This window comes from Streptomyces sp. NPDC059828 (assembly GCF_042731955.1).
Taxonomy (GTDB): Bacteria; Actinomycetota; Actinomycetes; order Streptomycetales; family Streptomycetaceae; genus Streptomyces.
Map to the genome: position 1 here is coordinate 73,581 of NZ_JBHWIW010000005.1, position 17,534 is coordinate 91,114.

Sequence of the window (17,534 nt, forward strand, 5' to 3'; positions counted from 1 at the left end):
GACTCCCCCAATGAGTTGTTGCTGGCGGTCTGCCCGTACGTGGAGAGGATCGAATGAGCGCTCCGCACACCATGACGCTTGACCAGGTGATCGACACCACCCGCTACCCCCTGACGGACCCCGAGAACCCCGAGGCCCTGGCCGTGCTGGAGCGCGCCCATCGCGAGCTCGGTGAACTCGGCTGCACCGTGCTGCCGGACTTCATCCGCTCCGAGTACCGCCAGATCCTGGAGCAGGAGTGCTCGGCCATCGCCCCCCGGGCCCACTTCGACGTCGAGACGGTCAATGTCTACAACATCGAGATCGATCCGGCGCTCCCCGAGCACCACCCCGGGCGCACCACCTTCCAGCGGGGCAACGCCTTCGTCGCACGGGACCGCGTCCCCAAGGGCGCCCTCATCAGCAGGCTCTACTCGCACCGGGAGTTCCAGCGCTTCATCGCCCGCTGCTTCGGTCTCGGCCGACTGCACGAGCTGGCGGACCCGCTCTCCGGTCTGGTGCTCAACGTCGTCGAGCCGGGCATGGAGCACCCCTGGCACTTCGACACCAACGAGTTCACCGTGAGCATGCTCACCCGCCAGGCCCAGAGCGGCGGGGACTTCGAGTACTGCCCCAACATCAGGACGCCGCAGGACGAACACTTCGGCGATGTCCGGGACGTGATCGAGGGCAGGGGACGGCATCTCGTCCGCCGCCTCCCTCTCCGGCCGGGAGATCTCCAGCTCTTCAAGGGCCGCTATTCGCTCCACCGGGTCAGTCCCGTACGGGGCGAACACGCGCGACATTCCGCGATCTTCGCCTACAGCGAGCGTCCGGGTGTCATCGGGAGCGTGTCGAGGACCCGGCAGCTGTTCGGCCGCGTACTGCCCGAGCACCTGGCGGCCGAAGGCCAGTCGGTCAGAGGGGACCGGCTGCTCGACTAGGTCTGTCGCCCGGACGGGGCCCAGGTCCTGTCCGACTGAGGTCCGACTGAGGGAGGAAGAATTCCCGTGCGTTTCGACACGACCGGAAAAGTCTCGCTCGACGACATCTACAACCAGCCCGATCCGCGCACCTACTTCCGGGTGCTGCGCCCGCTCGGCTACTGCGTACCCCAGCTGGCAAAGCCCTACTTCGTGAAGTACATACAGGAGTACCGGGAGTCCCAGCGGGTCGCCGAGCCCAAGGTGCTGGACATCGGCTGCTCGTACGGGATCAACGCGGCCCTGGTGAAGTACGACGCCACGATGGACGAGCTCTACGAGCGATACGGCGACGAGGCGCGCGAGGCGGACTCCCGCGAGACCCTGCTCTCCCGGGACAGCGAACTGTCCCGCTCGCGCCAACCCGCCCAGCCCATCCGCTTCACCGGCCTGGACGCCTCCGCCGACGCCCTGGCCTACGCGCACGAGGCCGGGTTCCTCGACGACGCGATCCACGCCGACCTGGAGCACCATGACCCCACGCCGTCCCAGTGCGCCCAGCTAGCGGGCACGGACCTGGTCATCTCCACGGGCTGCATCGGCTATGTCACCGAACGGACCCTGAACCGGGTCATGGCCGCCCAGGGCGGCCGCCGCCCGTGGATGGCCCACTTCGTGCTGCGGATGTTCCCCTTCGACGCCGTCGAGCAGGCGCTGTCCGGACTGGGATACCGGACCACCCGCGTCGACGAGTTGTTCAGACAGCGCCGCTTCGCCTCCGAGCGTGAACAGTCACTCGTACTCGACGGCATGTCGGCCGCCGGGGTGGATGCGCGGGGACTCGAAGCGGAAGGCTGGCTCTACGCACAGCTCTACCTTTCCCGCCCGAACAATCCGAATCGAGACCCGAATTGACCACCACTCAGGGTGCAGCGAGCAGCGCGAACGGGACCTTCTCCCAGGAGCACAGCCTGCCGCGTGTCCCGCTTCCCACGCTGGAGGCCAGCTGCGAGCGCTTCCTCGAATGGTGCGCCCCGCTGCTGACCGCCGACGAACGCGCTGCCACCGAGGCGGAGGTCGCCGCCTTCCTCCACCCCGACGGCCCCGGCCGGGCGCTGCACGCGGCGCTTGAGGAGTACGACGCCACCGAAGGCGTACACAGCTGGCTCGACACCTTCTGGCCGTACCGCTACCTCGGCCGCCGGGACCGTATCGCCCTCAACGCCAACTTCTTCTTCCTGTTCCAGGACCCCGCGCAGACGCAGTCCCAGACCGAACGGGCCGCCGGCCTCATCGCGGGCGCGCTCAACTACAAGCGGCAGCTCGACGGGGAACTCATCGAGCCCGTGACGCTGCGCGGGGCCCCGCAGTCGATGGTGCAGCACAAGCACCTGTTCTCCGCGACCCGTATCCCCGGCCTCCAGCAGGACACCGTCCGCGCCCCCTACAGCGACAGCGCCCCCGGCCCGTCCACGGCACGGCACATCGTGGTGTTCTTCCAGGGCGCCATGTTCCGGATGGACGTGCTGGGGCACGACGGCGTCCCGTACGCCCTCGACGACCTCGAAGCGGGCCTGCGAGCAGTCATGAAGGCCGGCGCCGAACCCGCCGCACCGGACACCTCGGTGGGCCATCTGACCACCATGGCCCGCGCCGAATGGGCCGCGGCCCGCCAGTCCCTCCTCGCGTTCCACCCCGGCAACGCCGAGGCGCTGGAGGACATCGAGACCGCGCTGTTCTGTGTCTGCCTGGAGGATTTCGCACCCGACGGCATCGAGGACGCCTGCGACGAACTGCTCCACGGCGACCGGGGCAACCGCTGGTTCGACAAGGCCGTGTCCTTCGTCGTGTTCGCGGACGGCCGCGCGGGCATCAACGTGGAGCACTGCGAGCTGGACGGCACCACCATCCTCAACTTCACCGACGCCCTGCTGTCCACCCCGCCCGCCGACCACTCCCGCCAGTCCGGAGCCCGCCCCCAGGGACTTCCCACCGTCGAACCGGTGGTGTTCGCCCTGGACGACGCGCTCCGTTCCCAGGTCCGCTCCGCGGCCGACGCGTTCGCCGCCTACGGACGCGCCACGGCCACCACCACCCTCTCGTTCGACGACTTCGGCAACACCGCGATCAAGGCCCTCGGAGTCTCACCCGACGCCTTCGTCCAGGCCGCCTACCAACTCGCCCACCAGCGCGCGAAGGGCCTCCTGGGCGCCACCTACGAGTCCATCGCCACCCGCCAGTACCGCAACGGCCGCACCGAGGCCATGCGGGTCGTCACCCCCGAGATGGTCGAGTTCGTCCGGACGATGGAAGACCCCGCGACGGACGCCCCCACCCGCCGTGCGGCCTTCCTGACCGCCGCGACCCGCCATGTCGCCCGCGCCAGGGAATGCCAGACGGGTCAGGCCCCCGAACAGCACCTGTGGGAACTCGAACTGATCCAGCGCCGCCGCGGTCAGGACCTGGGCGTCCCCGACCAGCCCGGCCTCTACCGCACCCCCGGCTGGCTGACCATGCGCGACGACTACCTGAGCACCAGCTCCGCGCCCTCCCACAACATCCAGTTCTTCGGCTTCGGCTCGACCAGCACCCGCTGCATCGGCGTGGCCTACGTGCTGCTCCCCGAGCGCTTCAACCTCTACCTGAGCACCCCCCAGCCGGTCGCCGGCCAGATGCACGCCTTCGCCGACCGGCTGGGGGAGGCGGTCGCCGAACTGCGCGACCTGCTGGCGCCCGAGCGGCCCTAGGGAGCGCGCGACAGCCGGAGCGCACGGGCGGGAGGACACGCACGAGGTCTGAACGCGAAAGCGAGGGCCGCCACCCCGGGCAGGGGTGGCGGCCCTCGCAGCGTTCGCTCGCCGGGCTCAGGCCCGGGCGCTCGACTGTGCTTCCTAGATGTCGAAGTACAGCTCGAACTCGTGCGGGTGCGGGCGCAGCTGGATCGGGGCGATCTCGTTGGTCCGCTTGTAGTCGATCCAGGTCTCGATCAGGTCGGACGTGAAGACGCCGCCCGCCTGGAGGTACTCGTTGTCCGCCTCGAGGGCGTCGAGGACCGCCGGGAGGGAGGTCGGGACCTGGGGAACGCCCGCGTGCTCCTCGGGGGCGAGCTCGTAGAGGTCCTTGTCGATCGGCTCGGCCGGCTCGATCTTGTTCTTGATGCCGTCGAGGCCGGCGAGCAGCAGCGCGGAGAAGGCCAGGTACGGGTTCGAGGACGGGTCCGGGGCGCGGAACTCGACGCGCTTGGCCTTCGGGTTGGAGCCCGTGATCGGGATACGCATCGCGGCGGAGCGGTTGCGCTGCGAGTACACCAGGTTGACCGGGGCCTCGAAGCCCGGGACCAGACGGTGGTAGGAGTTCACCGTCGGGTTGGTGAAGGCCAGCAGGGACGGGGCGTGCTTGAGGATGCCGCCGATGTAGTAGCGGGCCATGTCCGAGAGACCCGCGTAGCCCTGCTCGTCGTAGAAGAGCGGGGAGCCGCCCTCCCACAGGGACTGGTGGACGTGCATGCCCGAGCCGTTGTCGCCGAAGATCGGCTTGGGCATGAAGGTCGCGGTCTTGCCGTTGCGCCAGGCGACGTTCTTCACGATGTACTTGAAGAGCATCAGGTCGTCGGCCGCGGCGAGCAGCGTGTTGAACTTGTAGTTGATCTCGGCCTGGCCGGCGGTGCCGACCTCGTGGTGCTGGCGCTCGACCTGGAGGCCGGCCTTGTCCAGCTCCAGGGAGATCTCGGCACGCAGGTCGGCGAAGTGGTCGACCGGCGGGGCGGGGAAGTAGCCGCCCTTGTAGCGGACCTTGTAGCCGCGGTTGTCCTCGAGCGCGCCCGTGTTCCAGGCACCGGCCTCGGAGTCGATGTGGTAGAAGCCCTCGTTCGCCGTGGTGGCGAAGCGCACCGAGTCGAAGACGTAGAACTCGGCCTCGGGGCCGAAGTACGCGGTGTCGGCGATGCCGGTGGAGGCGAGGTAGGCCTCGGCCTTCTTGGCGATGTTCCGCGGGTCACGGCTGTACTGCTCGCCGGTGATCGGGTCGTGGATGAAGAAGTTGATGTTGAGGGTCTTGTCACGGCGGAACGGGTCCAGGCGCGCCGTGGAGAGGTCCGCGCGCAGGGCCATGTCGGACTCGTGGATCGCCTGGAAGCCGCGGATCGACGAGCCGTCGAAGGCGAGCTCCTCGGACGGGTCGAACGCCGCTGCCGGGACGGTGAAGTGCTGCATCACGCCCGGAAGGTCGCAGAAACGGACGTCGATCATCTTCACGTCGTTGTCCGCGATGTACTTCTTGGCGTCGTCGGCGTTCTGGAACATCCAACTCCTCCTACTCCCGGCCCGGGGAGGGACGGGGTTGTCGCTCGGTCGTGCGGCCAGTGCGGGGGCACACGCTGCACACGACCCTAGGTAGCGGGGATTTCTCCAGCATGACTCATTTGTTTCGCGGACGTTAACCGGACCCGCGAGGAACCGTGCCACGGGCGGTGGTGACCGGACCCGGCCTGGGGTGATCAAAAGCCCGCACAGTACCGTGGACGGGTGGACAACAGGCAAGCAATCGGCTCGTGGCTGTCCGGCCCCCGCGCGGCCGTCGAGGACATGGGCGCCGACCTCGGCTACCGGGGTGAGCGGCTCGGACTGCCGCAGGAGGGCCCGGGCGCCATCGCCCCGCTCGGACGGCGCTTCGGGGCGCTGTTCATCGACTGGGGACTGTGCATGCTCATCGCATGGGGCCTCTTCACCGGAGGCGACTGGTCCGCGGCGGGCAACCCCGCGCTGCTGGTCCTTCTCGTACTGAGTGCGCTCACCGTCGGCACCGTCGGCAGCACACCCGGCAAGCGCCTCCTCGGCCTCCGCGTCATCTCCGTGAACGGTGGGCGGCTCGGTTTCGGGCGCGCGGTGGTGCGTGGCGCCCTGCTCTGCCTCGGCATCCCGGCGCTGGTGTGGGACCGCGACGGGCGCGGGCTGCACGACCGCTTCGCCGGTGCGGTGCAGGTGCGGATCTGACCGCGACACGGCCTGCGACGGCCTGGCATCACGTCTGAGGGGCCCCCGGCAGTGCCGGGGGCCCCTCAGACATCGTGCTCAGGTGATGCGCGTCAGCGCGACTTGCCGCCACGCGGCATGCGCATGCCCTTGGGCATCGGGCCCTTCGGCAGGGGCATGTTGCTCATCAGGTCGCCCATCGCGCGCAGCCGGTCGTTCGTCTGCGTCACCTGCGGGCCGCTCAGCACACGCGGCAGCTTGACCATGGTGGTGCGCAGCTTCTTCAGGGGCACCTGGCCCTCGCCGTCGCCGACGATGATGTCGTGCACCGGGGCCTCGACGGCGATGCGGGACATCTTCCTCTTCTCGGCCGCCAGCAGTGTCTTCACCCGGTTCGGGTTGCCCTCGGCCACCAGGACGATGCCGGCCTTGCCGACGGCCCGGTGGACGACGTCCTGGCTTCGGTTCATCGCGACCGCTGGGGTCGTGGTCCAGCCGCGGCCCACGTTCTGGAGTACTGCGGCTGCCGCGCCCGGCTGTCCTTCCATCTGCCCGAAGGCGGCACGCTCGGCGCGGCGTCCGAAGACGATCGCCATCGCGAGGAAGCCCAGCAGGAGACCTAGGAGGCCGAGATAGTAGGGGTGATCGATCAGGAAACCGATCGCGAGAAGGACACCGAAGGTGACGATTCCCACAGCCCCGAGAATCAGACCGACCTTCGGGTCCGACCGACGGGTCATCTTGTACGTCAGGGCGATCTGCTTGAGTCGCCCGGGGTTCGCAGAGGCAGCAGTCTCTGCCTGTTCCTTCCTCGCCATGTTGTGAAGTTTACGTGGCTCAGGAGGAGCGGGTCAGCGCGGCCTCCAATACGTGCTCGGCCTCGACCCGGTCCTTGGCGAGGCGCCGGTTCTCGAGCACCGCCGTCCAGGCGTTTCGGCGGGCGGTGCTCTGGCCGCCGCGCAGGAGCACGGATTCCACGGCACGAAGGGCCTGGGTGAGGGTCGGGAAGGCGTTGGCGCGTACGGAAGTCGCGGCCTGCATGGTGGGAGTCTCCCTCGGGGGCAAGGTGGCGATGAGTGAGAGCGTGCGTGCTGTGCGTGAATCCAGAGTCACTGATTGGTGTTACCAGTGCGTGACTGAGTGGTCAAACACCGATGAAACCTTTATTCGGAGCGCCTGAAGCAGACGCGGCCCATACGCGCCCCCGACCTGCGGAGAGCGTATGAGCCGCATCGATCCGGCCACTACTGGCCGGTAATATCTTGTGTGGGAGTTCACACGGCCTGGGTGGTGGCCGCGGTCTCCTCACGCTTGTCCTTCGCCTGCTGGAAGAGTCGGCCTGCCCGGTACGACGAACGCACCAGCGGGCCCGACATCACTCCGGAGAAGCCGATCTCATCGGCCTCCTCCTTCAGCTCCACGAACTCCTGCGGCTTCACCCAGCGCTCCACCGGGTGATGGCGCACCGAGGGGCGGAGGTACTGCGTGATGGTGATGAGCTCGCAGCCCGCGTCGTGCAGGTGCTGGAGCGCCTCGCTGACCTCTTCGCGGGTCTCGCCCATGCCGAGGATCAGATTGGACTTGGTGACCAGCCCGGCCGCGCGGGATTCGGTGATCACCTTCAGCGAGCGCTCGTAGCGGAAGCCGGGGCGGATCCGCTTGAAGATCCGCGGCACCGTCTCCACGTTGTGGGCGAGCACCTCGGGGCGGGACGAGAAGACCTCGGCCAGTTGGTCCGGCTCCGCGTTGAAGTCGGGGATCAGCAGCTCGACCTTGGTGTGTCCGGCCTCGCGGCCGGCCGTCTGCGCATGGATCTGGCGCACGGTCTCCGCGTACAGCCAGGCGCCGCCGTCTTCCAGGTCGTCGCGGGCGACGCCGGTGATCGTCGCGTAGTTCAGGTCCATCGCGACCACGGACTCGCCGACGCGGCGCGGCTCGTCCCGGTCGAGGGCCTGCGGCTTACCCGTGTCGATCTGGCAGAAGTCGCAGCGCCGGGTGCACTGGTCGCCGCCGATGAGGAAGGTCGCCTCGCGGTCCTCCCAGCATTCGAAGATATTCGGACAGCCGGCCTCCTGGCACACCGTGTGCAGGCCCTCGCTCTTGACCAGCTTCTGGAGCTGGTTGTACTCGGGGCCCATTTTCGCCCGGGTCTTGATCCACTCGGGCTTGCGCTCGATGGGGGTCTGGCTGTTCCGGGCCTCCAGACGCAGCAGCTTGCGTCCGTCGGGTGCGACAGCGGACACGACCGGCTCCCTACACTTCGATTCCTCGGCGACCACCAGGGTACGCCCGATGTTTTGATGCCCCTACGCCTGGCCAACCTCTGGCCATGGGGTGGGCATTCCCAGGCGGGCCGACACCGCTCAGCCGGCGGGTACCGCGTCCGGTGCGATGCCGTGCTCGACGGCGCGGGGCTTCAGGTCCGCGCGCTCCAGCACCTCACGCAGATGCCTTTCGGCCACCGGGACCACCTCGGCGATCGTCACATCCCGGCCCAGCTCACCCGCGAGCGAGGCGACCCCCGCGTCCCGGATGCCGCACGGCACGATCCGGTCGAACCACGTGTTGTCCGGGTTCACGTTCAGCGCGAAGCCGTGCATCGTCACACCCTTGGCGACCCGGATGCCGATGGCGGCCAGCTTGCGGTCCTCGCGGCGCTGGCCCGCGTTCGAGGGTGCGTACTCGGGGCCGCTGAGGCGGGGGTCGAACTCTTCGTCGTGCAGCCGGGGGTCGAAGTCGAGCGACAGGCCCCCGACCGACGGACGCTCCGCGATCGGGTCTCCCAGCACCCAGACCCCGCTGCGGCCCTCGATCCGGGTGGTCTCCACACCGAACTCGGCACAGGTGCGGATCAGCGCCTCCTCCAGCCGCCGCACATGGGCCACGACGTCCACCGGGCGCGGCAGCTGCATGATCGGGTAGCCCACCAGCTGGCCCGGGCCGTGCCAGGTGATCTTGCCGCCGCGGTCCACGTCGATGACCGGGGTGCCGTCCAGGGGGCGCTCGCTGTCCTCCGTACGCCGCCCCGCCGTGTAGACGGGCTGGTGCTCGAGCAGCAGGCAGGTGTCGGGGATCTCGCCGGCGAACCGCGCCGCGTGCACGCGGCGCTGCTCGTCCCAGGCCTCCTGGTACTCGACGGCGTCCTCGCCGAAGCCCAGATGGACAAAACGCAGCTCGCTCACCGGCTGTGCCTCCCTCAAGCTGCCTCACGCTTTCACGGGTGCACGCGTCGCGCCCCCGGCCACTGTACGACTCGTCACGACAGGCGCCGCAGTCGTCAGCGACGCCCCCAATCCTCACACGATCGGATGAATGCGGAGACAAGGTGCGCCGGTGGGGCGGGTCAGGCCCGCTACATTCGCGCCGTTTCATGTGGGCTGCATCTCGGGCCCGGAAGGCAGGAGACCGCACAGCTGATGACGGAACGACCCCCGCAGCGCACACCCAACCGCCAGCTCGCCGCGCTCATCGAAGAGGCGGGTTTCTCCAACGCCGGGCTCGCCCGCCGCGTGGACCAGCTCGGCCTGGAGCACGGTCTCGACCTGCGGTACGACAAGACCTCGGTGACCCGCTGGCTGCGCGGGCAGCAGCCGCGCGGTACGACACCCGCGCTGATCGCCGAGGTGTTCACCCGGCGGCTGGGGCGCCGGCTGTCCGCGCAGGACCTGGGGCTCGACGCCTGTGCGCCGGTCTACGCCGGTCTCGAGTTCGCGGCCACCCCCGAGGAGGCCGTGGACATCGTCAGCGGGCTGTGGCGCAAGGACTCGGGCAGCCATGCGGAGCTGCGGAAGATCGCCTTCACCCCCGCCGGACTGGTCGTACCGAGCCGGGACTGGCTGATCGGACGGGCCGACGAGCGGGTCGGCCGTCAGGACCCGCTCGCCACACCCGGAGCCGTTCAGCCCGGGGTCGCGCCGGGAGCCGTCCACCCGGGTGCCGCCGCCTCCGGTCCTGCCCGGCTCCCCGCCCCGCCCGGTGCGCGGGTCCTCGTCCCGCGCCAGCGCGGCACCGACCGCGGACCGGGCCAGCGGGTCACGGCGGGTGATATCGCGGCGCTGCGCTCGGTCGGCGAACTGTTCCGGACACTCGACCAGAACTACGGCGGCGGGCACGCCCGCCAGGCACTGGTGCGCTACCTGGAACACGAGCTCGAGCCGATGCTGCGCGGCAGCTACGCGGAGGCGACCGGGCGCAAGCTGTTCGCCGCCGCGGCCGACCTCACCCGGCTCGCCGGCTGGACCTCGTACGACATCGCCGCGCACGGCCTCGCCCAGCGGTACTTCGTCCAGGCGCTGCGGCTGGCGCAGGCGGCCGGTGACCGGGCGTACGGTGCGTACGTCCTGGCCACCATGGCCCGCCAGGCGGTCTACCTGAGCCACGGCCGTGAGGCCGTCCAGCTCACCCGCGTCGCCCAGCAGGGCATCGGCTCCGGCGCGCCGCAGGTCGTCCAGGCGCTGCTGCACGCGGTGGAGGCACGGGGTCACGGGGTGCTCGGCGACCTCCGCTCCTGTACGGCCTCGCTGGTACGCGCCGAGCGGGCGCTGGAGGCGGCGCGGCCGGGTGACGAGGTCCCGCACTGGGCGCGCTACTTCGACGAGGCACAGCTCGCGGACGAGTTCGGGCACTGCCACCGCGACCTCCAGCAGTACCGCGCCGCCGTCCAGCACGCGGAGCGTTCGCTGCAACTGCGCCCGCCCGGGTACGCCCGCAGCCGCCTCTTCTGCCGTGTCGTACTCGCCACGGCACGGCTTGGGCTCGGCGAACTCGACCAGGCCTGCGTGCTCGGCGCGGAGGCCGCCCAGCAGGCATCCGAGATGCGTTCGGCCCGCGCGGTCGACTACATCCGCGACTTCGAACGTCGCTTGGAGCCCTACCGGGACGCGGCGGCCGTACGGGGATACCGCGACCGGGTGATGGCCATCGGCTGACGGGCGCCGACGCCCCGCAGGCAGCCCGGCAGCCCGGCAGCCCGGCAGCACGGCAGCACGGCAGCACTCCCGACTCGTCCTCGACCGGGCATCGAGGCGTGTCGGCTTCGATGGTCCCGGACGCTCGAGCTAGGCGGCCACGGCGTCCGCGGTGAGCGCTCCCGCCGAGTAGCCGGGCTGGAGGCCGAAGTCGCGCAGGATGGCGTGCGCCGCCCTGCGCCCCGAGTACAGCGCCCCCTGCACGGTGCTGGTGTCCCGGTGGTCGCCGCACACGTAGAGCCCGGCGAGAAGCCGCACCGCGCGGCGCGGGTCGTGCGGTGGCGGCATCGCGGGCACGGCTTCCGGGTCGTGATGGACGGCGAGCAGCTCCCAGTCGTCGGTGGGGGCGCCGTACAGCGCGGCGAGCTGGGCGCGCACCCGGCGGTCGAGATCCACGGGTGGCCGTCCGAGGACGGTGGAGGTGACCAGGGCACGGTCGAGCGGGGCGCGGGACGGGTCGACCTCGCTCATCACGGCGGTGTGGGAGACGGGGCCGGTTCGGTCGGCGTCCAGCAACAGGGACGGTTCGCCCAGCGGCGGCACGGGAGCCGCGTGGTGAACGACCGTCACGGGATGGAACGCGGGGACGCGCAGTCCCGGCAGCAGGGTGGCGGCCGTGCGGGCACCGGTCGCGAGGAGCAGCGAGCGGGAGCTGATGGAGCCGTGCTCCTCGGTGAGCACACCGCTGATCGACGCGTCCGTGACACGCACCCCGGTGTGGACCGTGCCTGGTGGCAGGGTGGCGGCGAGCAGGTCGGGCAGTGCGGCGGCACCGCCCGCGGGCACGCACAGGCGGCCGCGGGCGAAGGCCCGCAGAGCGAGGTCCGCGACCCGGCTGGAGCTGGTGAGCTCCGGGTCGCAGAGCAGGGTGGAGAGCAGGGGCCGCAGGAAGCCGCTCACGGTCCGGGCGGAGAAGCCCCGGGCGTAGAGCGCGTCCAGCGCCGGGAGTTCCGGACGCCCGAGCAGACGGCGGGTCGGGGTCGCCGAGAGGCGCCCGAGCACGGCGGCGAGCCGGGCCTGGTCGAGTGCGTTGCCGAGCGGGGTGCGGGGGGCGCTTGCGAGGGCGCGCGCGGCGTTGAGCGCCCCCTCTACGCGCCGCGGGGCGTAGGGCGAACCCCTGTGCGCACTTCGTCGTACGCCTGCCCTGTGCTGGCGTCCCTCGCTGTGCACGAGCACTCCGGACGCGAAGGGGCGCAGTTCGAGCCCTGCGAGCCCTGGAGTGCGCCGAAGTTCCGGATAGGCGGTGTTGAGCAGGTGCCCGGTCCGGTCGAGCCGGAAGCCGTCGACCCGTTCGGTGGCCATCCGGCCTCCGACGGTGGGTGCGGCTTCCAGGACGGTGACCGTGACCCCCGCACTGGTGAGTTGATGAGCTGCCGAAAGGCCGGCGAGACCGGCCCCGACGATGACGACGTCCGCGTGGCGTGCGCTGCTGAGCACGTGCCCCTCCCCGAGGTCGGCGCGGCTTGGTGTGGGGCCTCATTCCCCTAACCTGCCTGTGCGATGCGGAAGTTTGGACTGGAGAGTAGAAACCCTTCGGTAGGTGCGCGGCCAGCGGCGCACATCGGTCGCCCGGCAGCATGAACTCGTACAGGTGTGCGCCTCCCCGCCTTGCGGAAAAGTACGCGGATCAGCGCAACGCCGCCCGGATGGACTCGTCGATCGAGGGGTGGGCGAACTCGAACCCGGAGTCGAGAAGCCTGCGCGGCAGCACCCGCTGGCTCGCCAGTACGTCCTCGGAGAACTCGCCCATGGCGACACGGAGCGCGAACGGCGGCACCGTGAACAGGGTCGGGCGGCCCAGGACGCGCCCCATCGCCTCGGTGACCTCGCGGTTCGTCAGCGGATTCGGCGCGGTGAGATTCACCGGACCGGACAGGCCATCCGTGTCGATGATGTGGCGGAAAGCGGCCACCTCGTCCTCAAGGGAGATGAAGCTCCAGAACTGGCGACCGCTGCCGAGCCGTCCGCCGAGCCCCGCCCGGAACACCGGGAAGAGCCGCCCCCATGCCCCGCCCTCCCGCGCCACCACCAGGCCGGTACGGGCGTATGCCACCCGGATCCCGGCCTCGTGCGCGGGCGCCGCCGCGGCCTCCCAGTCCTCGCAGACCGACGCGAGGAACCCCGCACCGGGCGGCGCGCTCTCGTCCACCGCGCGGTCGCCGGTGTCGCCGTAGTAGCCGATCGCGGACCCGCAGACCAGTACCCGCGGCGGCTCCTCCAGCGAGGCCACGGCCTGCGCGATCGTGGCCGTACCGAACACCCGGCTCTCCCGGATCTCCTTCTTGTACGCCTCCGTCCAGCGATGGTCACCCACTCCGGCCCCGGCCAGATGGACGACGGCGTCGCAGCCGTTCAGGCCCAGGGCGTCGACCTCCTGACGTTCGGGATCCCACTGCACCTCGTCAGGGGTGCGTGCGGGCCGCCGCACCAGGCGGACCACCTCATGCCCCCCTTCTGCCGTCAGGGAGCGGACAAGCGCCTTACCGATGAGCCCGTTGGAGCCGGTGATCGCAATACGCATGCGTCCCATCCTGCCCAGATGAAACAGTGCCGTCATGTCCGCACCTCATATGCCGTACGGGATACGTCCCGCCCGCGGCAGCGACGACACCGGGCTGCGCGAGCTCGACGACGCCACCTGGTCCACCCTGCACTCCGTTCAGTCCCGGCCCACGCAGCCGTCCGAGCCGTTCTTCCGGGACTCCGACTTCGGCGATCCCGTCTGCCCCGTGAGCTGCCTTGTCGCCGAGTACAGCGAGGGCACCGAGTACGCCGAGGGCGCCTCCGGCAGGCTCGCCGGCTATGTCCGTCTCGGCGTGCCCACCCCGCTCGCCTGCAACCGGCATGTACGCCAGATCCAGGGCCTCGCCGTGGCGGGCTGGGCGCGTGGTGGCGGGCTGGGAAAGGCCCTGCTGCGCGCGGCCGCCCAAGAGGCGCGGCGGCAGGGGGCCGTCCGTATCACCCTGCGGGTGCTCGGCCACAACACCCCGGCCCGGCGGCTGTACGAGTCGGAGGGCTACGCCGTCGAGGGAGTGCTCCCGGGTGAGTTCTTCATCGCAGGCCGCTATGTGGACGACGTACTGATGGGCCGGTCGCTCACGCCCTGAGCGGATGCCGGTGCCGCCGTTCCAGGAGTGGGTTCCGCCCCGGCTGGGCTCCGCTACGGCTCGGATCCGCCGGTCAGTTCGCGCAGACAGCGCACCGCCAGGACGGCCGGTGACGCCTCCGTCCCCGACAGCGGCTCACCCGTCGCCGCCCAGGTCTCCAGCGCCACCCGCAGCGCCTCGGTGGCCGTCACCGCGGTGAGGCGGACCGACAGCGGGTCGGCGCCCGGGCCCGCCAGCGTGGCCAGCACCGGCAGCAGACGCTCCTCGGCGTCACGGTGCACCCGGTACCAGACCGTCCGCAGCGCGGCGTCGCCCACCGCCGCGCGCAGCAGGACCCCCGTCCACAGCAGACTCTCGCGCGCCGCCTCGTCCCGCCCTGACAGAGCGTCGGACAGGGAAAGCTCCAGGGCCCGGGGGAGCGTGGTGCCCGGCGTCGTGGCGGCGAGCGCGATGCGCTGGCGCTCGGCGGAGTCCGCCAGCAGCGGGGCGACCGCGTCCTGCTTGCCCCGGTAGTAGCGGTAGAACGTGCGCAGTGCGACGCCCGCACGTCCGGCGATCTGGTCCGCGGTCGTACGGTCCGGACCGCGCTCGGCGAACAGTTCCGCCGCGGCCCGTGCGATGCCCAGCTCGGTCGCCGCCTTGCGGCGCGCGGTCAGCGACGGCCGCCGCGCCCGCTGAAGCGACGGTGCGGACGGTGCATGGGTGCTCACCGGAGGCAGCGTACGCGCGGGGGCCGACCGCGACCGTGCGGCGACACCCGGAGCGCGCGGAAACGGTCCCTCGGTCTGTGCGCCGGTCGCACGACCGGGCGCAGGGGAGCCTGCGCAGGGCTTACCGGGGGGTTTCTCATGGAAACCATCGATCCATGGTGAGGCGATGGTGTGACGGAAGGTCAACTCGTGCTTCCGCGCGCAGACCGCCGGGGTGTGAACGCGGTTCGTCAGCCCCCGAAGCGCTCCCACAGCGCGGGGAAGCGCTCCGCCAGCGTCCGGTCGCTCTCGAAGTCGAACGCCGCGCCCTCCGGCTCGGCCGACTGGGACGGGACACCCAGATCGGGTGCGACCACCCCGGTGAGCTGTTCGTACGCCTCGTCCGCCGCGTACCCCAGCTCCTCTCCGTCGCCGTCGATCTCCTCGTCGAATTCCCCCAGGAGGCCGGCGAGTGAGTCGGGGTCGTGCACCGCCCCCTCGAAGACCTCCCGCCCCTGGCCGATCAGCCAGCAGCGGAAGTAGTCGAACGCGTCGTCACTCGCCCCGCCCAGCAGCACCGCTGCCGCACCCCACAGGTCCCAGCGGTAGGCCCGGTTGTAGCGCGCCTCGAAGTGGCGGGCGAAGTCCAGGACGGAGTCGGGGTCGAGCTGGAGCAGCCGTTCGACCAGCAGATCGGCGTGGTCCTCGGGGTCGCCCTCGGCGGCCTCGCGGGTGCTGTCGATGATCTCCCAGAACTCCGTCTCGTCCATCACGGGACAAGCATCGGGGTTGGGGCGCGGCGGCGCACGTGGAGCGGCCGAAATGCTGTCTTTCGGAAATGCGGACAGAAGGTGTCGGAATTCAGTGGGACGGTCACGGCATGACAACCGACACACCACTCAGGGGAAAGGTCGCGCTCGTGGCGGGCGCGACCCGGGGCGCCGGCCGCGCCATCGCCGTACAACTGGGGGCGGCGGGCGCCACCGTCTATGTGACGGGGCGTACGACCAGGGATTGCGTCAGCGAGGTCGGCCGGGCGACCGAGACCATCGAGGGCACCGCCGAACTGGTCACCGGGGCGGGCGGTGAGGGCATCGCCGTCCCCACCGACCATCTGGACGCGGACCAGGTGCGGACGCTGGTCGCCCGGATCGAACGCGAGCAGGACCGGCTGGACGTCCTCGTCAACGACCTCTGGGGCGGCGACCACCTGCTCGAATGGCACACCAAGATGTGGGACACCGAGCTCGACCGCGGGCTGCGGCTGCTGGAGCTGGGCGTCCGCAGTCACATCATCACCAGCAGCGTCGCCCTGCCGCTGCTGGTGCGAAGGCCCGGCGGAATCCTCTTCGAGATCACCGACGGCACCCCCGAGTACAACCGGCGCTTCCGTGAGAACTTCTACTACGACCTGGCCAAAAACGCCCCCATCCGGATGGCGTTCACTCTCGGCCACGACCTGAAGGACCTCGGGTGCACGGCCGTCTGCGTCACCCCCGGATTCCTGCGCTCCGAGCAGATGCTGGACGCCTTCGGGGTCCGCGAGGAGAACTGGCGCGATGCCATCGCCAGGGAACCCCACTTCGCCGTGGCCGAGTCGCCGGTCTACGTGGCCCGGGGCATCGCCGCCGTGGCCGCCGACCCCGGGCGCGCGCGGTGGAACGGGCAGACGCTCTCCAGCGGGCAGCTCGCGAGGGAGTACGGCTTCACGGACGCCGACGGCAGCAGGCCGGACGCCTGGGGGTACTTCCTGGATGTCGTCCACGGCGGCAAGAACGCCCCCGTCGACGACTACCGCTGACCGCTGGAGCGGCCGCCGTCCCTACGGCGGGCTGTAAAGGGTGTGCATCAGTGCCGCGGCCTCCGCGAAGCGTGCGCGGAGGCCCGCGGGTTCCAGGACCTCCAACTCGGCGCCGAGGGAGAGCAGCTGGCTGAATGCCACCACCTCCGACTCGACCGCCAGCGTCGCGGTCACCCGGCCCTGCCCGTCCGGTGGCCCGGCAGCCTCCAGGGCCTCGACGGCGGCGGCCCGGTCGGTGACGTACGGGAGCCTGCGGGCACCGTCGGGGGAGAGACGTACGACGATCTCGGTGCGCAGGATGGAGCGGGCGAACTGTGCGGCCCGCTCCTCCCAGAACGCCGGCAGATCGAAGGACTCGTCCCGGGCGAAGCGCTCACCGGATACGGACACGGCGGCGAACCGGTCGATCCGGTACACGCGAAACGACTCTCCATCGGCGCGTGCGCACAAGTACCAGACCCCCGCCTTCAGCACCAGGCCGTATGGTTCCAGCCGCCGCTCGGCATCCCGGTAGCGCGCCATCACGATCCTGTCGTCCCATACCGCCTCGGCGACGGCCTGGAGCAGCTCCGGGGTCCCGGGCTCCTGGTACCAGCCGGGCGCGTCCAGGTGGAACCGCTGGGCGGCCGCGTCGGACGCGTCCCGCAGCGACGGCAGCAGCGCGGCCGACACCTTCAGCCGGGCCGCCGACGCCGCGTCCTCAAGGCCCATCTCCCGCAGGGCGCCGGGCACCCCGGACAGGAACAGCGCCTCGGCCTCGCTCCTCGCGAGACCCGTCAGCCGGGTCCGGTACCCGCCGATCAGCCGGTAGCCGCCCGCCCGCCCCCGGTCCGCGTACACCGGCACCCCGGCCTCGGACAGCGCGAGGGCGTCTCGGGTGATGGTCCGCTCGGAGACCTCGAGCTCCTGGGCGAGCTCGGCGGCGGTCATGGAAGGCCGTGACTGGAGCAGCAGAACCATCTTGATGAGCCGGGCAGCGCGCATGTCCGCCATTGTCGCGGGCCCCGGCACCGCGGTGCCGGGGGGCCCCCCGGGGGGGTGCCCCACAGCCGCCAACAGCCGGAGGGCGCCGGGGGGTGCGGAACGGGGGGCCCCGGG

At 70.8% G+C, this 17,534-nt stretch carries 17 protein-coding genes; 7 read left to right on the forward strand and 10 right to left on the reverse strand.

The features are described 5' to 3' along the window. The first annotated feature begins 53 nt into the window (after positions 1-53). The 3 genes from ACFV6V_RS04670 to ACFV6V_RS04680 all read left to right on the forward strand — a co-directional run bounded on the left by ACFV6V_RS04670 (position 54) and on the right by ACFV6V_RS04680 (position 3,649). Positions 54-923, forward strand: coding sequence for an arpA protein (locus ACFV6V_RS04670; RefSeq protein ID WP_385559058.1), 870 nt, complete (start codon positions 54-56; stop codon positions 921-923). A 66-nt stretch (positions 924-989) separates the two neighbouring features. Continuing rightward, complete coding sequence (locus ACFV6V_RS04675; RefSeq protein ID WP_385559061.1) at positions 990-1,817, forward strand: class I SAM-dependent methyltransferase; 828 nt, start codon at positions 990-992, stop codon at positions 1,815-1,817. Further along, on the forward strand, positions 1,814-3,649 hold the full coding sequence (locus tag ACFV6V_RS04680) for a choline/carnitine O-acyltransferase (protein ID WP_385559064.1): 1,836 nt from the start codon (positions 1,814-1,816) through the stop codon (positions 3,647-3,649). Before ACFV6V_RS04675 ends, ACFV6V_RS04680 begins: the two co-directional genes overlap by 4 nt. Before the next feature lie 144 nt (positions 3,650-3,793). Here the strand turns inward: ACFV6V_RS04680 and glnA are convergent, their stop codons facing one another. Then, positions 3,794-5,203 carry a type I glutamate--ammonia ligase gene (gene glnA / locus ACFV6V_RS04685; protein ID WP_361278576.1) on the reverse strand — a complete coding sequence of 470 codons (1,410 nt, stop codon included), beginning with the start codon at positions 5,201-5,203 and terminating at the stop codon, positions 3,794-3,796. Between the two features lie 222 nt (positions 5,204-5,425). Here glnA and ACFV6V_RS04690 point away from each other — a divergent pair, with 222 nt between their 5' ends. Next, positions 5,426-5,893 carry an RDD family protein gene (locus ACFV6V_RS04690; protein ID WP_385559067.1) on the forward strand — a complete coding sequence of 156 codons (468 nt, stop codon included), beginning with the start codon at positions 5,426-5,428 and terminating at the stop codon, positions 5,891-5,893. Positions 5,894-5,985: 92 nt separating this feature from the next. Here ACFV6V_RS04690 and ACFV6V_RS04695 read toward each other — a convergent pair whose 3' ends face one another. From ACFV6V_RS04695 to lipB, 4 genes are all read right to left on the reverse strand, one after another. After that, on the reverse strand, positions 5,986-6,690 hold the full coding sequence (locus tag ACFV6V_RS04695; RefSeq protein ID WP_385559070.1) for a DUF4191 domain-containing protein: 705 nt from the start codon (positions 6,688-6,690) through the stop codon (positions 5,986-5,988). Positions 6,691-6,709: 19 nt separating this feature from the next. Beyond that, positions 6,710-6,913 carry a hypothetical protein gene (locus tag ACFV6V_RS04700; RefSeq protein WP_361278570.1) on the reverse strand — a complete coding sequence of 68 codons (204 nt, stop codon included), beginning with the start codon at positions 6,911-6,913 and terminating at the stop codon, positions 6,710-6,712. Positions 6,914-7,146: 233 nt separating this feature from the next. Beyond that, positions 7,147-8,115: a lipoyl synthase gene (lipA, locus tag ACFV6V_RS04705; protein WP_385559073.1), complete on the reverse strand. Its 969-nt coding sequence runs from the start codon at positions 8,113-8,115 to the stop codon at positions 7,147-7,149. Between the two features lie 120 nt (positions 8,116-8,235). Then, on the reverse strand, positions 8,236-9,054 hold the full coding sequence (gene lipB / locus ACFV6V_RS04710; protein ID WP_385559075.1) for a lipoyl(octanoyl) transferase LipB: 819 nt from the start codon (positions 9,052-9,054) through the stop codon (positions 8,236-8,238). Between the two features lie 234 nt (positions 9,055-9,288). Here lipB and ACFV6V_RS04715 point away from each other — a divergent pair, with 234 nt between their 5' ends. Then, complete coding sequence (locus ACFV6V_RS04715) at positions 9,289-10,800, forward strand: regulator (protein WP_385559078.1); 1,512 nt, start codon at positions 9,289-9,291, stop codon at positions 10,798-10,800. A gap of 129 nt (positions 10,801-10,929) precedes the next feature. Here ACFV6V_RS04715 and ACFV6V_RS04720 read toward each other — a convergent pair whose 3' ends face one another. Both ACFV6V_RS04720 and ACFV6V_RS04725 read right to left on the reverse strand, forming a co-directional pair. Next, positions 10,930-12,276, reverse strand: a complete 1,347-nt coding sequence (locus ACFV6V_RS04720; protein ID WP_385559081.1) for an NAD(P)/FAD-dependent oxidoreductase — start codon at positions 12,274-12,276, stop codon at positions 10,930-10,932. A gap of 190 nt (positions 12,277-12,466) precedes the next feature. Continuing rightward, positions 12,467-13,369 carry a TIGR01777 family oxidoreductase gene (locus ACFV6V_RS04725; protein WP_385559350.1) on the reverse strand — a complete coding sequence of 301 codons (903 nt, stop codon included), beginning with the start codon at positions 13,367-13,369 and terminating at the stop codon, positions 12,467-12,469. A gap of 25 nt (positions 13,370-13,394) precedes the next feature. Between ACFV6V_RS04725 and ACFV6V_RS04730 the strand changes: the two genes are divergently transcribed. Beyond that, entirely contained in the window at positions 13,395-13,946 is a 552-nt protein-coding gene (locus tag ACFV6V_RS04730; protein ID WP_385559083.1) for a GNAT family N-acetyltransferase, read from the forward strand. A 53-nt stretch (positions 13,947-13,999) separates the two neighbouring features. Here the strand turns inward: ACFV6V_RS04730 and ACFV6V_RS04735 are convergent, their stop codons facing one another. Further along, the gene (locus tag ACFV6V_RS04735) at positions 14,000-14,656 is read right to left on the reverse strand and encodes a TetR/AcrR family transcriptional regulator (protein WP_385559086.1); all 657 of its coding nucleotides are present in this window, start codon (positions 14,654-14,656) and stop codon (positions 14,000-14,002) included. A 230-nt stretch (positions 14,657-14,886) separates the two neighbouring features. Beyond that, the gene (locus ACFV6V_RS04740) at positions 14,887-15,405 is read right to left on the reverse strand and encodes a DUF4240 domain-containing protein (RefSeq protein WP_385559352.1); all 519 of its coding nucleotides are present in this window, start codon (positions 15,403-15,405) and stop codon (positions 14,887-14,889) included. 110 nt (positions 15,406-15,515) lie between these two features. On the opposite strand from ACFV6V_RS04740, the gene ACFV6V_RS04745 reads away from it, so the two are divergent. Beyond that, positions 15,516-16,436, forward strand: coding sequence for an SDR family oxidoreductase (locus tag ACFV6V_RS04745; protein WP_385559089.1), 921 nt, complete (start codon positions 15,516-15,518; stop codon positions 16,434-16,436). A 21-nt stretch (positions 16,437-16,457) separates the two neighbouring features. Here ACFV6V_RS04745 and ACFV6V_RS04750 read toward each other — a convergent pair whose 3' ends face one another. Beyond that, entirely contained in the window at positions 16,458-17,420 is a 963-nt protein-coding gene (locus ACFV6V_RS04750) for a helix-turn-helix transcriptional regulator (protein ID WP_385559091.1), read from the reverse strand. Positions 17,421-17,534 lie beyond the last annotated feature (114 nt).

Excerpts from the sequence above, each read along its gene's own strand:
- glnA (WP_361278576.1), bottom strand. The coding sequence starts at position 5,203 with ATGTTCCAGAACGCCGACGACGCCAAGAAGTACATCGCGGACAACGAC.
- ACFV6V_RS04670 (WP_385559058.1), top strand. The coding sequence starts at position 54 with ATGAGCGCTCCGCACACCATGACGCTTGACCAGGTGATCGACACCACC.
- ACFV6V_RS04695 (WP_385559070.1), bottom strand. The coding sequence starts at position 6,690 with ATGGCGAGGAAGGAACAGGCAGAGACTGCTGCCTCTGCGAACCCCGGG.
- ACFV6V_RS04745 (WP_385559089.1), top strand. The coding sequence starts at position 15,516 with ATGACAACCGACACACCACTCAGGGGAAAGGTCGCGCTCGTGGCGGGC.
- ACFV6V_RS04700 (WP_361278570.1), bottom strand. The coding sequence starts at position 6,913 with ATGCAGGCCGCGACTTCCGTACGCGCCAACGCCTTCCCGACCCTCACC.
- ACFV6V_RS04740 (WP_385559352.1), bottom strand. The coding sequence starts at position 15,405 with ATGGACGAGACGGAGTTCTGGGAGATCATCGACAGCACCCGCGAGGCC.
- ACFV6V_RS04715 (WP_385559078.1), top strand. The coding sequence starts at position 9,289 with ATGACGGAACGACCCCCGCAGCGCACACCCAACCGCCAGCTCGCCGCG.
- ACFV6V_RS04725 (WP_385559350.1), bottom strand. The coding sequence starts at position 13,369 with ATGGGACGCATGCGTATTGCGATCACCGGCTCCAACGGGCTCATCGGT.
- ACFV6V_RS04730 (WP_385559083.1), top strand. The coding sequence starts at position 13,395 with ATGTCCGCACCTCATATGCCGTACGGGATACGTCCCGCCCGCGGCAGC.
- ACFV6V_RS04750 (WP_385559091.1), bottom strand. The coding sequence starts at position 17,420 with ATGCGCGCTGCCCGGCTCATCAAGATGGTTCTGCTGCTCCAGTCACGG.